This is a genomic window from Streptomyces vilmorinianum (assembly GCF_005517195.1).
Lineage (GTDB): Bacteria > Actinomycetota > Actinomycetes > Streptomycetales > Streptomycetaceae > Streptomyces > Streptomyces vilmorinianum.
Genome location: NZ_CP040244.1, coordinates 418,004 through 438,320 on the forward strand (window position 1 = coordinate 418,004; position 20,317 = coordinate 438,320).

17 protein-coding genes are annotated in these 20,317 nt (G+C 73.4%); 15 read left to right on the top strand and 2 right to left on the bottom strand.

Annotation, left to right across the window (positions count from 1 at the left end; translation table 11 throughout):
* Positions 1 to 85: 85 nt before the first annotated feature.
* Together FDM97_RS02110 and FDM97_RS02120 are read right to left on the bottom strand one after the other, a co-directional pair.
* Positions 86 to 1,144, bottom strand: coding sequence for a lytic transglycosylase domain-containing protein (locus FDM97_RS02110; RefSeq protein WP_254705467.1), 1,059 nt, complete (start codon positions 1,142 to 1,144; stop codon positions 86 to 88).
* Positions 1,145 to 1,318: 174 nt separating this feature from the next.
* On the bottom strand, positions 1,319 to 2,386 hold the full coding sequence (locus FDM97_RS02120; RefSeq protein ID WP_137988562.1) for a helix-turn-helix domain-containing protein: 1,068 nt from the start codon (positions 2,384 to 2,386) through the stop codon (positions 1,319 to 1,321).
* A gap of 222 nt (positions 2,387 to 2,608) precedes the next feature.
* Between FDM97_RS02120 and FDM97_RS02125 the strand changes: the two genes are divergently transcribed.
* The 15 genes from FDM97_RS02125 (at position 2,609) to FDM97_RS02195 (ending at position 20,317) form a co-directional block, all read left to right on the top strand.
* A complete protein-coding gene (locus FDM97_RS02125) occupies positions 2,609 to 2,827 on the top strand; it encodes a hypothetical protein (protein WP_137988563.1) in 219 nt (72 codons plus the stop codon).
* 4 nt (positions 2,828 to 2,831) lie between these two features.
* Positions 2,832 to 3,755 carry a beta/alpha barrel domain-containing protein gene (locus tag FDM97_RS02130; RefSeq protein WP_137988564.1) on the top strand — a complete coding sequence of 308 codons (924 nt, stop codon included), beginning with the start codon at positions 2,832 to 2,834 and terminating at the stop codon, positions 3,753 to 3,755.
* Positions 3,756 to 3,805: 50 nt separating this feature from the next.
* Complete coding sequence (locus FDM97_RS02135; RefSeq protein ID WP_137988565.1) at positions 3,806 to 4,324, top strand: cupin domain-containing protein; 519 nt, start codon at positions 3,806 to 3,808, stop codon at positions 4,322 to 4,324.
* Complete coding sequence (locus tag FDM97_RS02140; RefSeq protein WP_137988566.1) at positions 4,321 to 5,913, top strand: class I tRNA ligase family protein; 1,593 nt, start codon at positions 4,321 to 4,323, stop codon at positions 5,911 to 5,913. Before FDM97_RS02135 ends, FDM97_RS02140 begins: the two co-directional genes overlap by 4 nt.
* Positions 5,906 to 8,389, top strand: a complete 2,484-nt coding sequence (locus FDM97_RS02145) for an FAD-dependent oxidoreductase (RefSeq protein WP_137988567.1) — start codon at positions 5,906 to 5,908, stop codon at positions 8,387 to 8,389. Before FDM97_RS02140 ends, FDM97_RS02145 begins: the two co-directional genes overlap by 8 nt.
* Before the next feature lie 538 nt (positions 8,390 to 8,927).
* On the top strand, positions 8,928 to 10,202 hold the full coding sequence (locus FDM97_RS02150; RefSeq protein ID WP_137988568.1) for an APC family permease: 1,275 nt from the start codon (positions 8,928 to 8,930) through the stop codon (positions 10,200 to 10,202).
* Between the two features lie 23 nt (positions 10,203 to 10,225).
* Positions 10,226 to 11,542: a lysine N(6)-hydroxylase/L-ornithine N(5)-oxygenase family protein gene (locus FDM97_RS02155; RefSeq protein WP_137988569.1), complete on the top strand. Its 1,317-nt coding sequence runs from the start codon at positions 10,226 to 10,228 to the stop codon at positions 11,540 to 11,542.
* A 48-nt stretch (positions 11,543 to 11,590) separates the two neighbouring features.
* Positions 11,591 to 12,304, top strand: a complete 714-nt coding sequence (locus tag FDM97_RS02160) for a pyridoxamine 5'-phosphate oxidase family protein (RefSeq protein ID WP_137988570.1) — start codon at positions 11,591 to 11,593, stop codon at positions 12,302 to 12,304.
* A 276-nt stretch (positions 12,305 to 12,580) separates the two neighbouring features.
* Positions 12,581 to 13,618 (top strand): helix-turn-helix transcriptional regulator, encoded by a 1,038-nt coding sequence (locus FDM97_RS02165; RefSeq protein ID WP_137988571.1) that lies wholly within the window; start codon positions 12,581 to 12,583, stop codon positions 13,616 to 13,618.
* A 111-nt stretch (positions 13,619 to 13,729) separates the two neighbouring features.
* Positions 13,730 to 14,065, top strand: a complete 336-nt coding sequence (locus FDM97_RS02170; protein ID WP_137988572.1) for a hypothetical protein — start codon at positions 13,730 to 13,732, stop codon at positions 14,063 to 14,065.
* A 165-nt stretch (positions 14,066 to 14,230) separates the two neighbouring features.
* Positions 14,231 to 16,093, top strand: a complete 1,863-nt coding sequence (locus FDM97_RS02175; protein WP_137988573.1) for an amino acid adenylation domain-containing protein — start codon at positions 14,231 to 14,233, stop codon at positions 16,091 to 16,093.
* A gap of 10 nt (positions 16,094 to 16,103) precedes the next feature.
* The gene (locus tag FDM97_RS02180; protein ID WP_137988574.1) at positions 16,104 to 17,036 is read left to right on the top strand and encodes a chlorinating enzyme; all 933 of its coding nucleotides are present in this window, start codon (positions 16,104 to 16,106) and stop codon (positions 17,034 to 17,036) included.
* Between the two features lies 1 nt (position 17,037).
* Positions 17,038 to 18,228, top strand: coding sequence for an alpha/beta fold hydrolase (locus FDM97_RS35650; RefSeq protein WP_175439013.1), 1,191 nt, complete (start codon positions 17,038 to 17,040; stop codon positions 18,226 to 18,228).
* Entirely contained in the window at positions 18,225 to 18,980 is a 756-nt protein-coding gene (locus FDM97_RS35655; RefSeq protein WP_175439014.1) for an SDR family oxidoreductase, read from the top strand. The genes FDM97_RS35650 and FDM97_RS35655 overlap by 4 nt, the downstream gene beginning before the upstream one ends.
* 251 nt (positions 18,981 to 19,231) lie before the next feature.
* Complete coding sequence (locus FDM97_RS02195; RefSeq protein ID WP_137988575.1) at positions 19,232 to 20,317, top strand: thioesterase domain-containing protein; 1,086 nt, start codon at positions 19,232 to 19,234, stop codon at positions 20,315 to 20,317.

Genomic DNA, 20,317 nt, shown 5'->3' on the forward strand with positions numbered 1-20,317 from the left:
CCTTTGCGCTCACACCCGATTGCAGGGCGGCGGCGACATTACCGCCCGGTATCCGGTGTGTGGAGGGGGTGGAGTCCAGTGAGTCCTAACCGTTGCCGGTGAGGGGTCCGGCGGTCGGCAGGAGCCCGCCGTCCGGCAGCTCGACGCCGGTGCCGGGCCCGGTGACCAGGGGCGGGCCGGACTCCGTTGCGCCGCCCGGTCGTTCGGCCGTCGGCGACGGTGAGGATGACGGTGACGGTGAGGCCGAGGGGGCAGGCGACGACGTGGGTGTGGGCGAGGGCGAAGGCGACGGAGCGGCTGGGGAGGAGCTGCGAGACGGCCTCGGTTCCGTACGGGGAGCTGTGCCGCCGCCGTCCGGCACCACGTGGTGGCCGCTCCGGAAGTACGCGAACCACGACATGACGACGTGGAGGTACTCCCGGGAGTGGTTGTAGCCGAGGATCGCGCGGTCGAGGTCGTACGGATCGGAGAGATCGCGCCCGCCCGCGCACAGATAGCGCCCCGCCGCGAGGGCCGCGTCGTAGACGTTGTGGGGGTCGGCGCGGCCGTCTCCGTTGCCGTCGGCGCCCCAGACGGCCCACGTGGAGGGGATGAACTGCATCGGACCGACGGCCCGGTCGTAGACGGTGTCGCCGTCGTACGCGCCGCCGTCGGTGTCGCGGATCATGGCGAACCCCCTGCCGTTCAGCTGCGGGCCCAGGATCGGCGTGTACGTCGTGCCCTCGGCGTCCACGCGCCCGCCCCGGGCCTGGGCGGACTCCACCTGACCGATCGCGGCGAGCAGCTGCCAGGACAGACGACAGCGCGGCGCGCTTCTGCCCTGCGCCGTCTCCGCCTTCCTGTACGCGTCCAGGACCGTGGCCGGAACGGCCCCGCCGCTCGCCACCGCGGTGTCACGCGAAGCCCGGGGCGCCGGCGCGCCCGGCCCACCGGCCGCCGTCCTCAGCGGAGGCAGCGCGGTGAAGTAGGTCGTATCGCCTGAAATCGCCTGCCCCGGCGGCGTGTCGGGCCTCTCGGCGTGCGGGGCGGCGGCCCGCCCCACGGCGCCCGGTGCCTGCGACGCGGTGAGCGCCGCCATGGCCGCCGCAGCGACCGCCGTACCCGTCACGCCCCTGCGCATCCGTCCCGCGAACTGCCACACCATCCGTCGGCCCCCTCCCGGTCACACCTCCGCCGCACCGGGATGGCGGTGCGGCGGTCTGTCACCGGCTCTACGGGGCGGGGTCGCCGGTCCGTCGCGGAGGCCGGGTCACCGTTCGGTCTCGGTCTCGGTCGCGGTCGCGGTCTAGGTCGCGGTCTAGGCCTAGGTCTCGGTGGTCTAGGTCGCGGTCGCGGCCTTGGCGGGCGTGGCCGTGGCCGGGGGCACATCCCGTTCCTGCTGGGCCAGGAGGTAGCCGGCCTGGAAGCGGCTCTCGGCGCCCAGCGCGGCCATCACGTCGGCGACGTGGCGGCGGCAGCTGCGGACCGAGAGGCCCAGGCGGCGGGCGATGGCGGCATCGGTCAGGCCCTCCGTGAGGAGGCGGACGATGGTCTGCTTGAGCTCGTCGGAGATGTCCATGATGGTCTGCCGGTCCCATTCGGTCTCGAACGGCAGCGCCTCCAGCCAGAGCCGTTCGTAGGCCCCGGTCATGAACGACACCAGGTTCGGCTCGCGGACGAGGACGGCCGCGTGCGGGTCGTCGGGGACCGGGATGACGGCGGTGCTGCGGTCGAAGACCAGCATGCGCATGAACTCGTCGTCCAGGGTGCGCACCTGCGCCCCCAGTCTGCCGACCCGCTCGACGTAGGCGCAGGTTCCGGGGGAGAAGCGGGCCGTGTGCTGGTAGAGGACGCGCATCCGGACGCCCCGGCGCAGGAGTTCCTCGTCGCGGGCGACGGCCTCTTCGAGGACCTCGGCCCGCCGGCCGCCGCCCGGCTGGGCGGTCATCACCTCGCGCTCGCAGGTGCGGCCCAGTTCGGTGATGGCCTCGCGCACGGCCCGCAGGTCGGTGAGGACCTCGATGTACTCCGCCTGCCGCAGGTGCGTCAGCTGCGCGAGACGGGACTCGAAGAGCGGCATGAAGGCCATGAGCTGCTCCCGGGTGCGCTCCAGGTGCAGCCGCCGGGCCCGCATCTCCCGCTCCAGGGGGCCGAGGGTGCGCTGCACCGCCTCGTCCGGCGGTACGGGGAGCAGCGCCCGCTCCGGGGTGCGGCGCAGGAGGCCCATGTCGAGCAGGGCCGCCACCGCGGACTCCATGCGGGCGAGGGGCAGTTCGAGTTCCTCGGCGAGCTCCGCCGGGTGCGCGGGGTGCGCGGGATCGCGGCCCAGCGCGCAGATGTACACGCGGGCCAGCGGATCCTCGGGCGCGAGGCCCTCCCCCCTCTGCGTTATGTCCGGTGCATCCATGGATCCCCCTGTTTGCGACGCCGTCCTCTTCCTGCCATGCAGCCTAATGATCCATACGGCGATCCCCATAGGCATGCGAACGCGGATACGTTCATCTCACCGCCCACAAGGTCAAAGCTCACAGAGCTCGTGAAGCACGCGAGCCGCGCATCACGCTTGAAATCCCTTGAAATTGCCTGAAGTCACCCGGACTTACTCATCGCGGAAGAGAGAGCAGACGACATGAAGCGGCGGATCCGTAACACCGTGCTCGCCACCCTGACCACCGCCCTCGCGGGCCTGGCCACCGTCGCCGCGGCGCAGCTCGCCGGCAACGGCGCCGCCGGTACGGACGACACCGGCTGGGGCGCCTCGGTCGTCAGCGGCACCTACGACACGGGCTGGGGCGCTCCGGCCCCCGGCGCGGGCACGAACGCCACGAACGACACCGGCTGGGGATGACCGTATGACGCTGCTCGACTGCACCCTGCGCACCGCCGGGCAGCTCACCGGCGGCAGACCGTCACCGCGGCTGGTCGTGGACTACCTCGCGGTCTGCGCACGGCTCGGCATCGACGTGATCGAGCTGGGGCGCGTCCACGATCCGGCCGGCCGGCCGCCCTGCGCCGAACTGCCGCCCGACGTCTTCCCCGTCGTCCCGCCCGCCCCGGCCACCCCGGTCGCGCGGTACGGGCCGCGGTTCGCGGTCCTGCTCGACGCGGCCGAACTCCCGGCGGGCGACGGCGCCGCCGCGGCGGCGGCCGACCGGATCGCCGATCGGATCGCCGGCATCCCGCTGCCCGTCGGCCTGGTGCGCGTCGCCGTCCGCTACGACCAAGTGGCGGGCGCCGCCGTTCCGTTGGGGCGGCTGCGCGACGCCGGGTTCGGTGTCTGTCTGCTCCTCACCGAGATCGACCTCGCCTCGTACCCGGAGCTCGACCGCTGTCTCGGCGAGACGGCGGCACTCGGGCCGCTCGACGCCGTCTTCCTCGTCGACTCGCTCGGCTCGTTCCGCCCCGAGCGGGTGATCGAGCTCGTCCAGTCCACCCGCGCCGCGGTGCCCGCCCCCGTCGGCGTCCACGCCCACGACAACCAGGGCTTCGCCCTGCACAACACCGTGGTGGCCCGCAGCGCCGGCGCCACCTGGCAGGACGCCGCCGTGCACGGGATCGGCCCGGGGGCGGGGATGACCCGCACCGAGCAGCTCCTCGCCCTGCTCGGCACCGCGCCGGCCGACCTCGGCCCGCTCCTCGAACTCATCGCCACGCACGTCGCCCCGCTGAAGCGGCGATACGGCTGGGGCGCCGGGCCGCGCCAGGTCATGGCCGGTCTGTCCCGGATCCCGCTGGCGGCGGTCCGGGGGCTCGACCCCCACGCCGACGCCGGCTGAGGCAAACCCGTACCCGTCGCCGTACCCGTCGCCCTGACCAGGAGACCCGTATGCCCTTCACCGCACCGATCCTGCCCCCGGGTGAGCCGGCCGCCGCCGTCACTCCGTACGGCACCACCACCGCCGCCACTCCCGCCACCCCCGCCACCCCGCCGGCCCGGCGGGTCCACCGCACAGGAGCCGCCATGGCCAACCGCTTCCGCATCGACCGCAGTTCCGCCCAGGAGGAGTTCGGCCTCGCCTGCCAGCGGCTCATCCCGTGGCCCGGCGGCGACAAGGAGCCGCCGGTCGGCGCCATGGCCTGCTTCCTCGCGCCCGGCGGCGACTCCGACCCCGACTGCCACAACCAGGACGAGGTCATGATCGTCCTCTCCGGGACCGGCAGCGTGACCCTCGACGGCACGCTCGAACCGCCGTTCCGCGCGGGCGACATCGTCGTCCTGCCCCGTAACCAGGAGCACGTCGTCCACAACACCGGCGACGAGGAGCTGAGCTGGGTCTCCCTCTACTGGCCCCTGCGCGAGCCCGCCGTCCGTACCGCAACCGAGAACGAGGAGGTCGCCGCGTGAGCGCGACACACTGGATCACCGCCACCCCGCCCACGCCCAACGGCGACCTGCACATCGGCCACCTCGCCGGCCCGTACCTCGCCGGTGACGTGCTGCGCCGCTTCCTGGCGGCCGAGGGGACCGGCACCGTCCGGTACACCACCGGCCTCGACGACCACCAGAGCTATGTCCCCGTCCGCGGCCTGGGCGACGGCGGGCGCAAGGGCGAGGAGGTCGCCGACGGCTACGGCGCGTCCATCGAGTCCGTCTGGCGGCAGGCCGGCGCCGACTTCGACGCGATCGTCCGCCCGCGCCGTGACGTCGGGTACCGGTCGGCCGTGCAGGAGTTCTTCCAGCGGCTGTACGACGCCGGGCACATCGTCGCCCGGACGCGGCCGCTGCCGTACTGCACCGGCTGCGAGCGCTGGCTGTACGAGGCGTACCTCAAGGGCGACTGCCCGCACTGCGGCTCCGGCTCCAACGGCAACGCCTGCGAGCCCTGCGGCCGCCCCAACGACTGCGCCGACCTGACCGACCCGGTCTGCACCGCCTGCGGCGCCACCCCCGAACTCCGCGACTGCGAACGGCTCTACTTCCCCCTCGCGCCGTGGGAGGAGCGGCTCGACGCCTTCTGGCAGGACGTGGACATGCCGCCGCACCTGCGGGCGCTGTGCGAGCGGATGCGGGAGGAAGGGCTGCCGGAGATCGCCGTCAGCCACCCCTCCGAGTGGGGCGTGCCGGTGCCGGTCGCGGGCTTCACCGAGCAGCGGATCTACGTGTGGTTCGAGATGGCCCCCGGCTATCTGCTGGAGTGGACCGGCGCAGGCGAGACCGGCCCCGCGCCCGCGCCCGTGCAGTTCTTCGGCTTCGACAACGGCTACTTCCACGCCCTGCTGTTCCCGGCGGCGTTCCGGGCGTACGACGCGGAGATCGCGCTGCCGAAGGCGTTCGTGGTCAACGAGTTCTACCGGCTCGAAGGGCTGAAGTTCTCCACGAGCCGGCGGCACGCCATCTGGGCACACGAGGAGCTGGCCCGGACGAGCGCGGACGTGCTGCGCTACCACGTCCTGTCGGACCGGCCCAACGGCCGTCAGACCAGCTTCGGTTCGGCCGCCCTGGAGATCAGCCGCGCCCGGCTCGCGGACCGGTGGGACGGCTGGCTCGGCCGGCTGTTCACCGCCGTCGCCGAGGAGGGGGGCGTGGTCCCGGCGGAGGCGCCGCGGGGGGCGGCCTGGGAGCGGCTGCGCGCCCGGCTCACCGAGACCGTCGGCCAGCTGCGGGAGGCGTACGGCGTCGAGGGCTACGACGCGCGGCGCGCGGTCGCGCTGCTCGACGAAGTCGTCGCGCTAGCCGAGGACTTCGGCCACGTCAACGGCTTCGAGCAGGAGCGTCCGGGAGGCGCGCCGGCGTACCGTGCCGCGCTCGCGGCCCAGCTCGCCGTCGCGTCGGCCCTGTCGGCGTGGGCCGCACCCGCGCTGCCGTACGGCTCCGCCCGGCTCGCGGAACTCCTCGGCCTCCCGGCGGTACGGCCCGTGGACGCGGCGTCCCTGACGCCGATGGCGGCGGGCGCGCGGGTGGCGGCCTGGCCCGGGGCGGTCTTCAGTGGCTGAGTCCCGCCCGCGCGGGGCGGTCGTGGGGCCCTTCTCGGGCCCCCGGGCCGCCTGGGGCGAACACCTGGAGCGGGCCGCCGCGGTGCACGGGGCCGTCGACTGGGAGCTGTACGACGACCGCGGGGAGGCGGAGACGGCCCGCCGGATCGCCGAGGCCGTGGTCGCCGAGGGCCGGCACGCGCTGGTGATCGGCCACTTCAACAGCGCGGGCGCGCGGGCGGCGCTGCCCGTCTACCGGGCGGGCGGACTGCCCGTCCTGCTGCCCCTGGCCACGACGCCGGACCTGCTCACCGACAGCGCGGGCACGGTCCTGCGCTGGTGCCCGGACGACCGCGCCCAGGCGACCTCCCTGCTGGCGGCGGTCCGCTCGGCGGGCCACACCCGGATCGCCGTGACCCACGACGGCACGGCGTACGGGGAGGGCCTGGCGCGACTGGTCCGGGAGGCCTGGCCCGGGGACGCCGGGGCACGGGTGGCGGCTGCCGCCGGTGCGGGCCCGGGCTCTGATGGCGGCCGGGCGCCGGGGCCCACCGCCGGTGCGGGCCCGGGCTCTGATGGCGGCCGGGCGCCGGGGCCCACCGCCGGTGCGGGCCCGGGCTCCGGCCTCGCGGCCGGTGCGGTGGCGCTGCCGAAGGGGCCGGTGGTCTCGGACGGCAGCGGCCCGGCGACGGGCGCCGTGCCGGACGGTGTCGTGACCGGCCTCGTGACCGGCCTCGCGGCGAGCCTCGCGGGGCCGCGGGATGCCCAGGCCGACCCGGCCGGATCGGCGGGTGGTGACAGGGTGCCGGTCGTCTCGTACGGCGGCGGCCGCCCGGACGTCACCGCCGCCTCCAGCGGCGTCGAGGGCCCGGTGCCCGTGCCGGCCGAGTCGGCCCTCGTCGTGCGCGGGGGACCGGTCGGAGCGGTACGGGCGTCGGCGCCAGCGCCGGTGCCGGAGATCGTCGACGGGCCGCAGGACGCAGCCGACCTCACCGACCTCACCGGCCTCAGCGCGCTCGTCGTGTGCGGGACCCATGGTGGGGCCGCGCGGGTCGGGCGGGAGTGGCGGGCGGGCGGGTTCGGTGGGGAGTTGTACTTCACCGACGACTGCGCGGTCGAGGAGTTCTCCGAGCTCCTCGGGGACGCGAGCCGGGCCGCCAAGGTGGCCCGGATGCGCGGCGGGCCGGAGGTCCATGTCACCGCCGCCTTCGCCGCGGCCACCCGCGCCCTCGCCGAGGACCCGGAGCGGACCGGCCGCGCGCTGCTCGCCGCCGTACGCGCCCACGCCGACCGCGGGTTCACCGCGCTCGGGGAGCCCGTCGAGGGAAGCGTCGGCTGGGACATCAGCCCCGTCCCGCCCCCGCCGCGCGCCCCGAGCGGGGGTGGCGGTCACCAGGGCCGGGCCTATGACGTGCTCGTCGTCGGCGCCGGAGTCGTCGGCGCCGCGACCGCCGCCGCACTCGCCCGGCAGGGCGCGCGGGTGGCGCTCGTCGCGCCGATGGACGGGCGCCGGGACCATGCGACCGCCTGGTCCGGGGGGCTCGTACGGGCCTTCGAGGCCGACCCGTACCTGCGCGGGCTCGCCCTGCGCAGCCACCAGCTGGCCTGGGGGCCGGCCGCGCTCGTGCCGGGACCGTACGGCTTCGTGCCGACCGGGTCGCTCGTGCTCTGCGGCGACGCCGACCTGGACCAGGCGGAGAAGGGGGTCGCCGAGCTCAACGGGGCCGGTGTCCCGGCCGAGTTGCTGGCGCCGGGGACGCTCAGGGAACGGTTCCCGGGGCTCGCGGTCGACGGGGTGACCGCGGCCGTGTGGGAACCGGAGGGCGGCTACGCCGATCCGCCGCGCACCGCCCGCGTCTACCGGGACCGCGCCCTCGCCCACGGGGCCGTCCTGCTGCCGGCGCGCGTACGGGAACTGGTCGCGCCGCCCGGGGCCGACCGGGTACGGGTCCTGCTGGAACCCGGCGGGCCCGTCGATGCCCTGGCCGTCGTCCTGGCAGCCGGCAGCGGCACCGGGGCGATCGCCGGGCACCGGCTGAGCGGCTCGGACGCGGGGCGCACCAAGAGCATCCGGTACGGGTTCTTCCACCACCCCGACACGGCCGGACTGCCGACCGTAGTCGACATGGTGACCGGCGTCTGGGGGCGGCCCCAGGTCACCGGGGAGGCGGCCGGCGGGTACATGGCGGGGCGCCCCGTCGACGAGTGGGACGTACCCGCGGGCGGCGAGGACACCCTCACCGACGAGCACGTGGCGTACATCCGCGAAGGGGCGTCCACCCGCTGGCCCTGGCTCGCGGACCCGGCGACCCGCTTCCTGGGCGGCCGCCAGGGCGTCGACCTGTACACCCCGCACTCCCTGCCCCACCTCGGCCGCGAACGCTCCGGCAGCCGCATCGTCCTCGCCACCGGCTGGTCCGGCGCGGGCTTCAAAACGGCCCCGGCGGCAGCCGAACTCGCCGCGGCAGAAGCCCTGGACGCCCTGGCGGGCACCTGAAACCCCACCGTGCGCCTGCCTGGGCTGCCGCCCGGCGACCCCGTGACGCCGGGGCGTCACGGCCACGGTCCGCGTCGGAACCACCGCACCGTGACCACCCCGGCCGTGCCGGGAACCGCGCGGGCCGTCGGCCCGGCGGCCCCGGGACGCTCGGGCGCCACGGCCTCCGGCCATCACCGGCCTCCGGCCACCACCGGCCTCCGGCCACCACCGGCCTCCGGCCACCTCCGGCCACCGGCCTCCGGCCACGTCCGGCCACCGGCCTCCGGCCACCTCCGGCCACCGGCCTCCGGCCTCCGGCCACCTCCGGCCACCGGCCTCCGGCCACCTCCGGCCACCGGCCTCCGGCCTCCGGCCACCACCGGCCTCCGGCCACCACCGGCCTCCGGCCATCACCGGCCACCGGCCTCCGGCCACCACCGGCCTCCGGCCACCACCGGCCTCCGGCCACCACCGGCCTCCGGCCGGCGCCGGCCGACCCGCACCGCCTAGCACCCCTGCCCCCCCGCCCACCCCCTTCCCACCGGAGGTGACACCCATGACGGACCTCATGGCCCGCCCCGCCCCATCCGCGTCAGCGCCTTCCGCGGCCGGCGTCGCCGGTGCCCGACCCCTCGGGGTACGGGCCCTGGTCGTGTTCTATGTCAGCAGTCTCGTCGGGACCGGCATCCTGTTGGTGCCGGGGCTGACCGAGCGGCAGGCCGGGCCGGCTTCGTTGGTCGCCTGGGTCGTGCTCGCGCTCAGTTCGTATCCGTTCGCGCGGTTCTTCGCCGAGATGTCCGCCTGGCGGCCCGACGCCTCCGGTCTCGCCGCCATGGTGAGCGCCGGGTTCGGGCCGCGGCCGGGGCGGGCCGCCTCGTTGCTGCTCGTCGCCACGTACGTGATCGGCAACCCGGTCATGGGCATCGTCTCCGCCCGCTGTCTGCTCGGCCTGCTCGGGCAGCCCGACGGACCCGTGTATCCGGTCGCCATGGGGTTCATGGCCCTGTCCGCCGCGTTCACGCTGATCGGCCTCACCGCCGGGGCCCGCGTGCAGGCCGCGTCGCTGGTCGTGCTGCTGCTCGGGCTCGGCGGGGCCGTGGCGCTCGCCGTGCCGCGGTTCGACACCGGGGAGTACACCCCGTTCCTGACACACGGCTGGGGCGGCGTCGGCATCGCCGTCGTCACCGCGTTCTTCTCCTTCCTCGGCTGGGAGAACGTCTCCACCCTCGCCGAGCAGGTCGACGACCCCGCCCGCAGCTACCGCCGCGCGATCCGCTGGGCCGTGCCCATCGTCGGACTGCTCTACGCGGCGGTGACCGCCGCCTACCTCGCCGTGCCCGGCGACGAACCCGTCGTCATCACCGCCCTGTTGGGCGCCTCCCTCGGCGAGGCCGGCGCCGTCGCCGGTGACCTCCTCGCCCTCGGCCTCGCCGTCGTCGCCACCAACGCCTGGGTCCTCGGCGCCACCCGTGTCGTACGGGCCGCCGCCCGCGACCGCATCCTGCCCCGCGCCCTGGCCGACCGGCCCGTGCCCGCCACCGTCGTCCTGGCCCTGGCCTACACCGGCGTCCTCGGCGCGCTGACCCTCACCGGCACCGGTGAGGAGCTCGTCCTCATCGTCACCAGCAGCGCGTTCCTGCTGCTGTACGTCGCCGCGGCGGGCGCCGCCCTGCGGGCCCGCGGCACCGGGCGGGCCCTGCGCACGACCGCCGTCGTGACGCTGGTGATCGCCGCCGTCTTCCTCTCCTTCGCCGGTACGGGCCTGCTCCTCGCGCTGCTCCTCGCCGCCGGCTGCGCCGCCGCCACCCACCGGCGTACCTCCACCCGCTGACCCGACCCGAAAGGCCCACCGCCATGAACGAGACCACGCCCGTCTACGACGTCGTCGGCGTCGGCTTCGGCCCCGCCAACCTCGCCCTGGCCATCGCCATCGAGGAGTACAACGAGCAGGCCGCGCCGGAGGAGAAGCTCACCGCCGTCTTCCTGGAGAAGCAGCCGTCCTTCGGCTGGCACCGCGGCATGCTGATCCCGGACGCCACCATGCAGGTCTCCTTCCTCAAGGACCTGGCCACGATGCGCAATCCGAGCAGCCGCTTCGGTTTCGTGCCCTACCTCCACGACCGGGGCCGGCTGGTCGACTTCATCAACCACAAGGTGCTGTTCCCGACCCGCGAGGAGTTCCACGACTACCTCGGGTGGGCAGCCGACGGCGTGGACCACATGGTCCGTTACGGCCTGGAGGTCACCGCCATCCGCCCCGCCGCCCAGGCCGGCCCGGTCGTCGAGGTCGACGTCGCCGCGTTCGGCGAGGCCGAGGCGGTCACCTACCGGGCGCGCAACCTGGTCCTGGGAACCGGTCTCGTGCCCCGGCTTCCCGAGGGGGTCGAGTCCTCCGAACGCCTCTGGCACAGCGGCGAGTTCCTGCACCGCCTCGCCGCGCTGCCCACCGAGAGCCCGCGCCGCTTCGTCGTGGCCGGGGCCGGGCAGAGCGCCGCCGAGATCGCCGACCACCTGCACCGTACGTACGAGAACGCCGAGATCGTCGCCGTCCACACGCGGTACGGCTACAGCCCCGCCGACGACAGCCCGTACGCGAACCGCATCTTCGACCCGGAGGCCGTCGACCTCTACCACGCGGCCGAGCCGTCCGTGCGCCGCACGCTCATGGACTACCACCGCAACACCAACTACGGCGTGGTCGACATGGACCTCATCGAGGAGCTCTACCGCCGCTCGTACCAGGAGAAGGTGCGCGGCGAGCAGCGCCTGCGGATCCTCGGCGTCACCCGGCTCACCGAGGTCGAGGAGGGCCCCGACGGCGTGCGCGTCCAGGTGCGCAACCTCGCCACGGGGGAGACGGAGACGATGACCGCGGACGCCGTCGTATACGCCACCGGCTACACCGAGCCCGACCCGGCCCGGCTGCTCGGCGAACTGAACGCGGCCTGCGAGCGCGACGAGGACGGGCGCCTGCGGGTGCGGCGCGACTACCGGGTGCGGACGGGACCGGAGCTGGAGGCCGGCGTCTATCTGATGGGCGGCACCGAGCACAGCCACGGCATCACGGCGAACCTGCTGTCGATGGCCGCCGTACGGGCGGGCGAGATCTGCGACTCGCTCGCCGCGGGCCGGCGTTCCGACAGGCGGGCACCGGTGGCGATGCGCGGCTGAAGCCCGTAGAACCCGGAAGAAGACTCAGCACACGACGAAGAGGACACCATGAGCACCGCCCCCGACGAACTGGCCCCCACCGAGCGGACCCGGCTGCGCCGGATGCGTCACAAGGGCAGCCACCGGCGCGCCGATCTGGAGGCGGTGCTCGCCGCCGGTTTCCTCTGCCACCTCGGCGTCACCGTCGACGGCACGCCGATGGTCGTGCCGACCGCGTACGGCACCGACGGCGACCGGCTGTATCTGCACGGTTCGGTCGCCAGCCGCAGCCTGGTCCAGGCCCCCGACGCCACGGTCTGCGTCACGGTGACGCACGTCGACGGACTGGTCCTCGCCCGCTCCGTCTTCGAGCACGGCGTGAACTACCGCTGCGCGATGATCTACGGCGTCCCGCGCCTGGTCACCGACCCGGAGGAGAAGCTGCGCGGGCTGCGGGCGCTCACCGAGCAGTGTGCGCCGGGCCAGTGGGAGTACGCCCGGCAGCCCAGCCGCAAGGAGCTGGCGGCGACCTCGCTGCTCGCCCTCGACCTCACCGAGGCTTCAGTGAAGACCGCGGGCGGCCCGCCGGACGACGGCGACAGCCCGGACGCGGAACTGGGGCTGTGGGCCGGGGTGCTGCCGGTCGTCACCACCTTCGGCACCCCGCTCGCCGACCCGGTCCTGCCGGCGGGCATCGAACCGCCGGCCCATGTCGCCGACCGCGCGGGGCTCGTCCTCACCGGGGGCGAGACGAACACGACGCCCGCCCCCGTGACGACCTGACGGATTCGAAGTCGAAGCACGGGCCGGTCCGGCGCTCTCCTCGGCGTCCCCGACCGGCCCGTTTCCTTCGCCCTCCATCAGGTGTCCGCGTTTCCCAGAAGTCCGCCTGCAAAACCCTGATTTGGTGCAGTGCCCATTCCCGCTGCCGTCCTGTAACGTCACTCACCCGAAAGGGTGCCCTGATCTCCGTACCGGAATCGACCGTCCGGCGCCGAATGATGCGGGGCGATTAAAGGATTCGAGCGCGTATCGACCCGTTGAGTGAGGATGGGGACAATGGGGGGCTTCGCCGACCCGTGCCGCGGGACGCGACCGGTCACGGACTTCTCGTCGTTGGCGGCGCTGATCGGGCAGGACCAGACCTGTGTCGACGTCTACCGCCTGGTGATCAGCGAGCCGCGCTGGGGGCTCGCGGAGATCGCCGAGGAGCTACGTGTCGAGGAAGCGGCGGTCCGGGAGTGTCTGGACAAGCTGGCGGAGCTCTCGATGCTCTATCCCACCAAGGACGCCACGGATGTCGCGCCCATAAGTCCCGAGGTCGGTCTCGCCGCTCACATTCACCGGCGGGAAACCGAAATCCATTCCCGGCAACTCGAGTTGGCGGCCATGCGGGCGGCCACCGCCGAACTGACCGCGATCTACGCCTCGCAGCACGCCCGGCACCACAACGCCGGTCTCGAGCAGCTCGAAGGCGTCAACGAGGTACGGGCCCGGCTCTCGGAACTCGCCCGGCACGCCGACACCGAGATCCTCGCCTTCATGCCCGGCGGCGCGCAGAGCCCCGAGGCGCTGGAGGCCAGCCGTCCGCTCGACGAGCAGACGCTCTCCGCCGGGGTGAAGCTGCGGACGATCTATCTGGACTCCGTGCGCAACGACCGGGCCACCACCGAGTACGCCCGGTGGCTGGCCGAACTCGGCGGCGAGATACGCACGATGCCCTCGCTGCCGCTGCGCATGCTGATCGCCGACCGGTCCGTGGCGCTGCTGCCGGTGAGCCCCGAGGACACCCGGGCGGGCGCCGTCATCCTGCGCGCGCCCGGTGTGGTGACCGCGCTGCTCGCCCTGTTCGAGATGGTCTGGGAGCGGGCCACCCCGCTGCACGGGCGGCCGAGGCCCGCCGCCGACGCGCCGTCGGAGCAGGAGATCGAGCTGCTCAGGCTGTTGCAGAAGGGGCACACCGACGAGGTGGCGGCCCGCAAGCTCGGTCTGTCGCTGCGGACCACCCGCCGGATGATGTCGGGCATCTCGCACCGGCTCGGCGCGCGCAGCCGCTTCGAGACGGGCGTTCTCGCGGAACGGGCCGGCTGGCTCTGACGGCTCTGCCTTTCCCACGGCTTCGTGTCCGGCGGGCCCTTTGCTGCCATGGCACCAAGCTGCCCGGATCTTCAGGACGTACCGGGGGAATCGGCTGGGATTCTCTCTGCCATGTACGCCATCCATCTCGAGGTCCCGCCCGGCGAATTCGGGGAGGCGCGGATCGATCCCGGTGAGCTGGCCAGAGTGGTCCCCCAGGTCTCCAGCTGTCAGGTGGAGCACGTCTACCGGCCCAGGCTGCCGGAGGAACCGGACCAGCGCTCCGTCGTCTTCGTCTCCGCCGCCTCCGCCCCCGAGGCCGGTACGGGCGTCCTCGCGGCCGTCCGGTTCCTGCTGCGGCCCCCGGCCGGCCGGGTCAGGGTCGAGCTGAGGGTGCCACGGGAGGGCCGGGACGTGGGGCTCTGCCACGGCGTCGTCTCCGTCGTCGACGACCGTCACCGGCCGTGAGCCACGTGGCCACTTGCAGCCACTGCACCTTGGTGCCAGGGGATTCCCTTGAAGGGCCCCTTCGTCGGCTGACACATTCATGAGGGCGACAGGCGGTCGGGAATACCGAGATTGCCGCGAATTCCGAACAACTTCCGCTCCATGACTGGGAAAGGCTCCACGTCTATGAATCCTGGTGCGATTTCCAGCGAATCGCTCGACGATTCGCTCACCCTGCACGAAAACTTCGAGCGGGTCGCGGCGCGATTCCCGGAGTCGGTGGCCGTCACCGACGGCCGGTCGCAGCTGACGTACCGCGAACTCGACGCGCGCGCCGGACGGCTGGCCCGGGCCCTGCGCGCGGCCGGCGCCGGGCGGGACCAGCGGGTCGGACTCTGCGTGGAGCGCGGGACGGATCTCGTCGTCGGTCTGCTCGGCATCCTCAAGGCCGGCGCGGGGTACGTCCCGGTCGACCCCGCCTACCCCGCCGAGCGCCGGGACTTCGTCCTCGGCAGCTGCGACGCCGGTGTGGTCGTCGCGAGCACGGCGACCGCCGCGCTGACCGGCGGCCGGACGGCCGTCCTCGTGGACGCGCTGCCCGAGACCGACGCGGACACCCCGGAGGACACCCCGGAGGCCACGCCCGCCGGCCACACCGCCGCGGACGCGTCGAGCCTCGCGTACGTGATCTTCACCTCGGGCTCCTCCGGCGAGCCCAAGGGCGTCCTGGTCGAGCACCGCAACGCGGTCCGGCTCTTCACCGCCACCGCACCCGTCTTCGGCTTCGACGAGACCGACGTCTGGTCGAACTTCCACTCCGCCGCCTTCGACTTCTCCGTCTGGGAGATCTGGGGCGCCCTGCTCCACGGCGGCCGCCTGGTCGTCGTCGACAACGAGACCGCCCGGGACCCGCGGGCCTTCCACGCGCTGCTGCGCCGCGAGCGGGTGACCGTCCTCAACCAGACGCCGTCCGCCTTCCGCAACCTCGTGAACGCGGACACGGACGCCGGGGCGCTCAGCCTGCGGTACGTCGTCTTCGGCGGCGAGAAGCTGGACTACCGCGCGCTCACGCCATGGACCGACCGGCACGGCCTGGACACGCCCGCCCTGGTCAACATGTACGGCATCACCGAGACCACCGTGCACGTCACCTGGAAGCGGATCTCGGCCGCCGACTTGGCCGGCGAGGGCCTCAGCCCGATCGGCGAGCCGATCTCCGACCTACGGGTCGACATCCTCGACGAGGACGGCAACTCCCTGCCGCTCGGCGAGGAAGGCCTGATCCACGTCGCGGGCGCGGGTGTCGCCCGCGGCTATCTGAACCACCCCGAGCTCACCGCGGAGCGCTTCTTCGAGCGCACCGAGCCCGACGGCACCACGTCACGCTGGTACGACTCCGGCGACCGCGGGGTGCAGACCGCCCCCGGCGTGTTCGCCTACGCCGGCCGCGCCGACCGCCAGCTGAAGATCCGCGGCTACCGCGTCGAGCCCGGCGAGATCGAGACCGTACTGAAGAAGCACCCGGCCGTACGGGACGCGGTCGTCCTCGCCGCCGACTTCGGCCCCGGCGACCCGCGCCTGGTCGCCTACCCCGTCACCGAGGCGGGCGCCGCGAGCGAGCGGCTCGCCGAGGAGCTGAAGGACGCCGTCGCCGCCGCGCTGCCCGCCTACATGGCCCCCTCGGCCTACCTGCCCATCGACGAGCTTCCGGTCACCGTGAACGGCAAGCTCGACGAGTCGGTGCTGCGCAAGCGGCTCGAGCTCAGGCTCGCCGAGACCGCCCACAGCGCCCAGCACCAGCAGCAGCGGACGACGTCGGTCGAGGAGACCCTGCGCGGCATCTGGGCGGAGGTGCTCGGCACCGACGCCATCGCGGACACCGACGAATTCTTCGACCTCGGCGGTACGTCGTTCTCGCTGATTCACATGCTCAGCGTCGTCAACGACCGATTCAAGCTCAGCCTGAATGTCGGCACCCTCGCGGAAGGCGCGAACATCGCCGCCCTCGCGGCCGCCGTCAAGAACCAGCTCGCCCTCGTCTCCCACTAGGAGTAGCGGAATGACCACCGAGGCCCAGAAGTCGTTCGCCCTTTCCGAGGAAGAGATAGCCACCTTCCACCGGCAGGGATTCATCGGTCCCTTCACGCTCTACCAGCCCGACGAGATGCGGGAGATCTGGCGCAGGACCCGGCTGCAGATGCTCGACCGCAGCCACGCGGTCTACCCGGACGACGAGCTCTCCGGCGCCACCAACATCTCCAACTACGACCGCCACCTCGACAACGACTTCCTCGCCGCCCACATCGGCAGGCGCGAGATCGTCGACCGCGTCGCCTCCATCCTGGGCCCGGACGTCATCTGCTGGCGTACGGAGTTCTTCCCCAAGCACCCCGGCGACGAGGGCACCGACTGGCACCAGGCGGACACCTTCGCCAACGCCTCCGGCACCCCGCAGATCCTGTGGCCGGACAACGCCGAGTTCGGCGGCACCATCACCGTCTGGTCCGCCTTCACCGAGGCGAAGGTGGAGAACGGCTGTCTGCAGTTCATCCCCGGCACGCACCAGCAGATGAACTACGACGAGACCAAGAAGATGCACTACGACCCGAACTCGATCAACGGGGTCGACAAGGACGGTGTGCGCCGCGGCTTCTTCGGCTACGACTACCGCGAGCTGCAGGTCGACCCGGACTGGAAGCCGGACGAGGACGCCGCCGTCTCGCAGATCATGGAGCCGGGCCAGTTCATCATCTTCTGGTCGACGCTGATGCACGCCTCGCACCCGCACGACGGTCTCACCAACGAGATGCGGATGGGCTTCGCCTCCCGCTACGTGCCCTCCTCGGTCTCCGTCTACCCGGGCAGCGACCACATCGAGGAGTACGGCGGCCGGATCAGCCTGGAGCGCTACGGCAGCGTCCTGGTCAGCGGCGAGAACAGGAACCCCGGCAACCGCATGGTCACCGAGACCACCCGCGGGATGAAGTTCTGAGATGACCACCACAACCCTGAGCGTGGCCGAGGTCCTGGAGCTCTGCCAGCCCCTGCTCGGCGCGGCCGCGCAGACCCTGCGGGTCTTCCCCGTCGGCGAGCGGGCCGGCGAGGAGTACGGGCCGGAGGCCGTCGCGCGGTGCAACGAGGTCCTGGCCGCCATCGGCTCCTCGTACGGCCTGACGGTCCCCCGCTTCGTCTCGCCCGCCCCGGACCGGCCGTCCAGCCTGGAGGTCGCCCTCAGCACCTACTGCGACCTGGAGATGGGCAGTTGGCGGCCGGTGGCCGACAGCTCGGGGGAGTGGGTCAGGTCGGCGGGCGGCCCGGCGGGGCTCGCCTCCCTCCCCGGCCGCCGCCGGATCGAGGCCGAGGGCGTACCCGCCTTCGACGCCTTCTCGGCCGGGCCGGCGGAGCCCGCAGGGCCGGCCGGTGACGAGGCGATCGTCCTCGTCCTGCCCTCCGGGGTGCCGGCCGCCCTGTTCCGGCCTTGGCTGGAGGAGCTGTCCACGGACCGTCTCGTCATCACGTACGAGAACCCGTACCTCTTCGGGTCGTGGCGCTCCCTGGACACCCCGGAGGGCGACTTCGCCGAGGAGACCGCCCTGGCCGGCGCGCTGCTCACGGCGTACGGGCTGCGGCGGGCGCACCTCGTCGGAATCTGCGGCGGCGCGCCGGTCGCGCTCGCCGCGGCCGCCGAGTTCGGCGACCGGGTGGAGACGCTGACCGTCCTCCACCCCGATCTGAACTTCGGCGAGGGGGTCATGCGCACCCCGTTCCAGAAGCAGTTCCAGAGCGTGCTCGCCGGGGCCGCGTCCGGCCCCGGCCGGGCCCGCGAGACGCTGAACCTGTTCCTCGACCCGAACATGCTGTTCGGCGTCGAGCCGCGGCTCGCCCCGTTCATCCTCTACCCGTACGGCGACGTGGAGCTGTTCCACCGGTACGCCAAGCAGAACTACGCGCTCATGGCGTACGACGCGAACCAGGCGGCCCGCCGCATCCACCAGCGGGTGCTCATCGCCACCAGCCGCACGGACCGGATGACGCACCCGGAGACGGCGCACCACTTCGGCTCGCTCGTGGCGGGCGAGGTGACGGTCGCGGAGCGCGAGTCCGGCACCCATCACGACATCCTGATCCCCGACCAGGAGATCTACACGATGATCCGCGCGTTCATCGGCGGTGGGCGGGCGTGAGCGCCGACACCCCGGGGGCCGCCCCGGCCGAGCGCGTCGCCGTGGTCACCCACGCGACGCGCTACGCCGGGCCCGGCTCCGTCGACGCACTGCGCAAGGCCGGCTACACCGTCCTCTGCCACGACGAGAGCTTCCTCGACGAGACCGCGAGGGCCGCCTTCGAGGACGGCCGCGACGGCGCGGTGGCCTGCGCGGCCAGGACCGCGCCCGGCGCGGTCGGGCAGGCGGTGAAGCGGTACGGCAGGCTCGACCTGGTCGTCAGCAACGACGTCCACCCGGCCCGCTACCTGCCGGTGGACCAGGCCGACCCGGCCGAGCTGCGGCGCGCCGCCGAGGCGCTGCTCGTCACCCCGGCGACGGTGATCGCCAAGGCCGCCGCGCACATGAAGCGCCGGGGGAGCGGGCACATCGTGGTGCTGACCTCGGCGGCCCCGCTGCGACCCGAGACCGGGTTCTCGGTGTACAGCTCGCTGCGCGCCGGGGCCTCCACCTACGCCCGGGCGGCGGCGCGCGAACTCGCCCCGTACGGCGTCACCGTGCACGCGATCGCGCCCAACTTCCTGCGGAGCGAGACGTACTACCCGCCGGAGCAGTGGGAGACGGACGAGGGCCGGGAGAAGCTGCGCGGCCTGCTGCCCGCGGGCCGGCTCGGCACCGCCGAGGAGATCGGCGACCTGGTGGTCTTCCTCGGCAGCGGGTCCGCCGACTTCCTCACCGGCGACGTCATCCACTTCACGGGCGGCTGGGCCTAGGGGGTGTCCGGCGGATCTTGGCCGGGGCCGCGACGCCTGGCACGGCACCTGGCCGCGTTGCCGAAAAGCCCGAATAGCTCCGCTATTAGGTCATTCCGGCGCCTTGCGATGCACCGCACCAGACGCCGCGTCCTGTCCGGCCCTGATCCACCGGACACCCCCTAGGGCACACCTGCTGCCCCAGGCCCGCATCCGACCCGCATTCGACCCGCATTCGACCCGAACCCGACCCACGCGAAAGAGAGTTCGCTGTGACTACGCGGCAGATCGCGCCCGACGAGACGGACGAGCCCGAGGTCGCGCCGGGGCAGAGCCTGGTGGAGCAGACCCTCGTCGAGATCTGGAAGACCACCCTCGACCGGCCGTCCGTCGCCCTCGACGACGACTTCTTCACGATCGGGGGCGACTCCCTCCTCGCCCTGGTGACCATCGAGCAGATCAACCAGCGCCTGGGCTGGGCGCTCAACATGGGCGACCTGCTGCGCCACCGGACGATCGGCGCGCTCAGCGCCCACAAGGCGTCGGCGCAGGCCGCGAACACCGAGCGGGCCATCATCCGGATGAGCAACCAGGGCTCACGGACCCCGCTGCTGTTCATCCACCCCGGTCTCGGTCTCGTCGACGGCTACGCGCGCCTCGTACGGCTGCTCGGCACCGACCGGGGCTGCTACGGACTCCAGTCCCCGCACATCAGCGCTGTGGACGTGCCCGACGACATGCGGGAGCTCGCGGAGCTCTACGCGGACCTGATCGAGGACGAGTTCGGCGAGGACGACTTCCATCTCGTCGGCGCCTGCGCGGGCGGGGTGATCGGCTACGAGATCGCCCGCATCGCCGAGGAGCGCGGGCTCGGGCTGCGCAAGCTCGTGATCGTCGACGGCTATCTCGACGGCTCGGCCCCCGAGGTGGACGAGGCGGAGCGGCTCGTCGAGTACCGCGACGACGTCCTGCGGATCGCCGCCCCGCACACCGAGCACCCGCCGCTCGCCCCGGCCGACGCCACCCCCGACGGCGTCTACCGCGAGATCGCGGCCGCCCTGTTCGGCGCCGGCTGGGAGGCCCACGGCGACGGCGCCCTGCGCTTCGCCGAGCGGCTGCACAAGGCCTTCCGTACGACCGCGCGGGCCCTGGAGACCTACCGGCCCGAGCCGTTCGACGTGGACGCGCTGATGCTCCTGGCGAAGGACAACGAGACGTTCCCTGACTGGCGCGAGGCGATCACCGGCGAGCTGACGGCCGAGGTCATGGACTCCGACGAGCACGGCCTGCGGCTGTGCGTGACCGAAGCGGCGCACATCGCCGCACGCATCGACGACTTCGTGGGCGAAGGGTGCTGA

Bases quoted from the DNA above. Each gene is read 5' to 3' on its own strand.
- FDM97_RS35650 (WP_175439013.1), top strand. From the start codon at position 17,038: ATGACCACCACAACCCTGAGCGTGGCCGAGGTCCTGGAGCTCTGCCAG.
- FDM97_RS02135 (WP_137988565.1), top strand. From the start codon at position 3,806: ATGCCCTTCACCGCACCGATCCTGCCCCCGGGTGAGCCGGCCGCCGCC.
- FDM97_RS02150 (WP_137988568.1), top strand. From the start codon at position 8,928: ATGACGGACCTCATGGCCCGCCCCGCCCCATCCGCGTCAGCGCCTTCC.
- FDM97_RS02180 (WP_137988574.1), top strand. From the start codon at position 16,104: ATGACCACCGAGGCCCAGAAGTCGTTCGCCCTTTCCGAGGAAGAGATA.
- FDM97_RS02160 (WP_137988570.1), top strand. From the start codon at position 11,591: ATGAGCACCGCCCCCGACGAACTGGCCCCCACCGAGCGGACCCGGCTG.
- FDM97_RS02125 (WP_137988563.1), top strand. From the start codon at position 2,609: ATGAAGCGGCGGATCCGTAACACCGTGCTCGCCACCCTGACCACCGCC.
- FDM97_RS02155 (WP_137988569.1), top strand. From the start codon at position 10,226: ATGAACGAGACCACGCCCGTCTACGACGTCGTCGGCGTCGGCTTCGGC.
- FDM97_RS02165 (WP_137988571.1), top strand. From the start codon at position 12,581: ATGGGGGGCTTCGCCGACCCGTGCCGCGGGACGCGACCGGTCACGGAC.
- FDM97_RS02170 (WP_137988572.1), top strand. From the start codon at position 13,730: ATGTACGCCATCCATCTCGAGGTCCCGCCCGGCGAATTCGGGGAGGCG.
- FDM97_RS02120 (WP_137988562.1), bottom strand. From the start codon at position 2,386: ATGGATGCACCGGACATAACGCAGAGGGGGGAGGGCCTCGCGCCCGAG.
- FDM97_RS02110 (WP_254705467.1), bottom strand. From the start codon at position 1,144: ATGGTGTGGCAGTTCGCGGGACGGATGCGCAGGGGCGTGACGGGTACG.
- FDM97_RS02175 (WP_137988573.1), top strand. From the start codon at position 14,231: ATGAATCCTGGTGCGATTTCCAGCGAATCGCTCGACGATTCGCTCACC.
- FDM97_RS02130 (WP_137988564.1), top strand. From the start codon at position 2,832: ATGACGCTGCTCGACTGCACCCTGCGCACCGCCGGGCAGCTCACCGGC.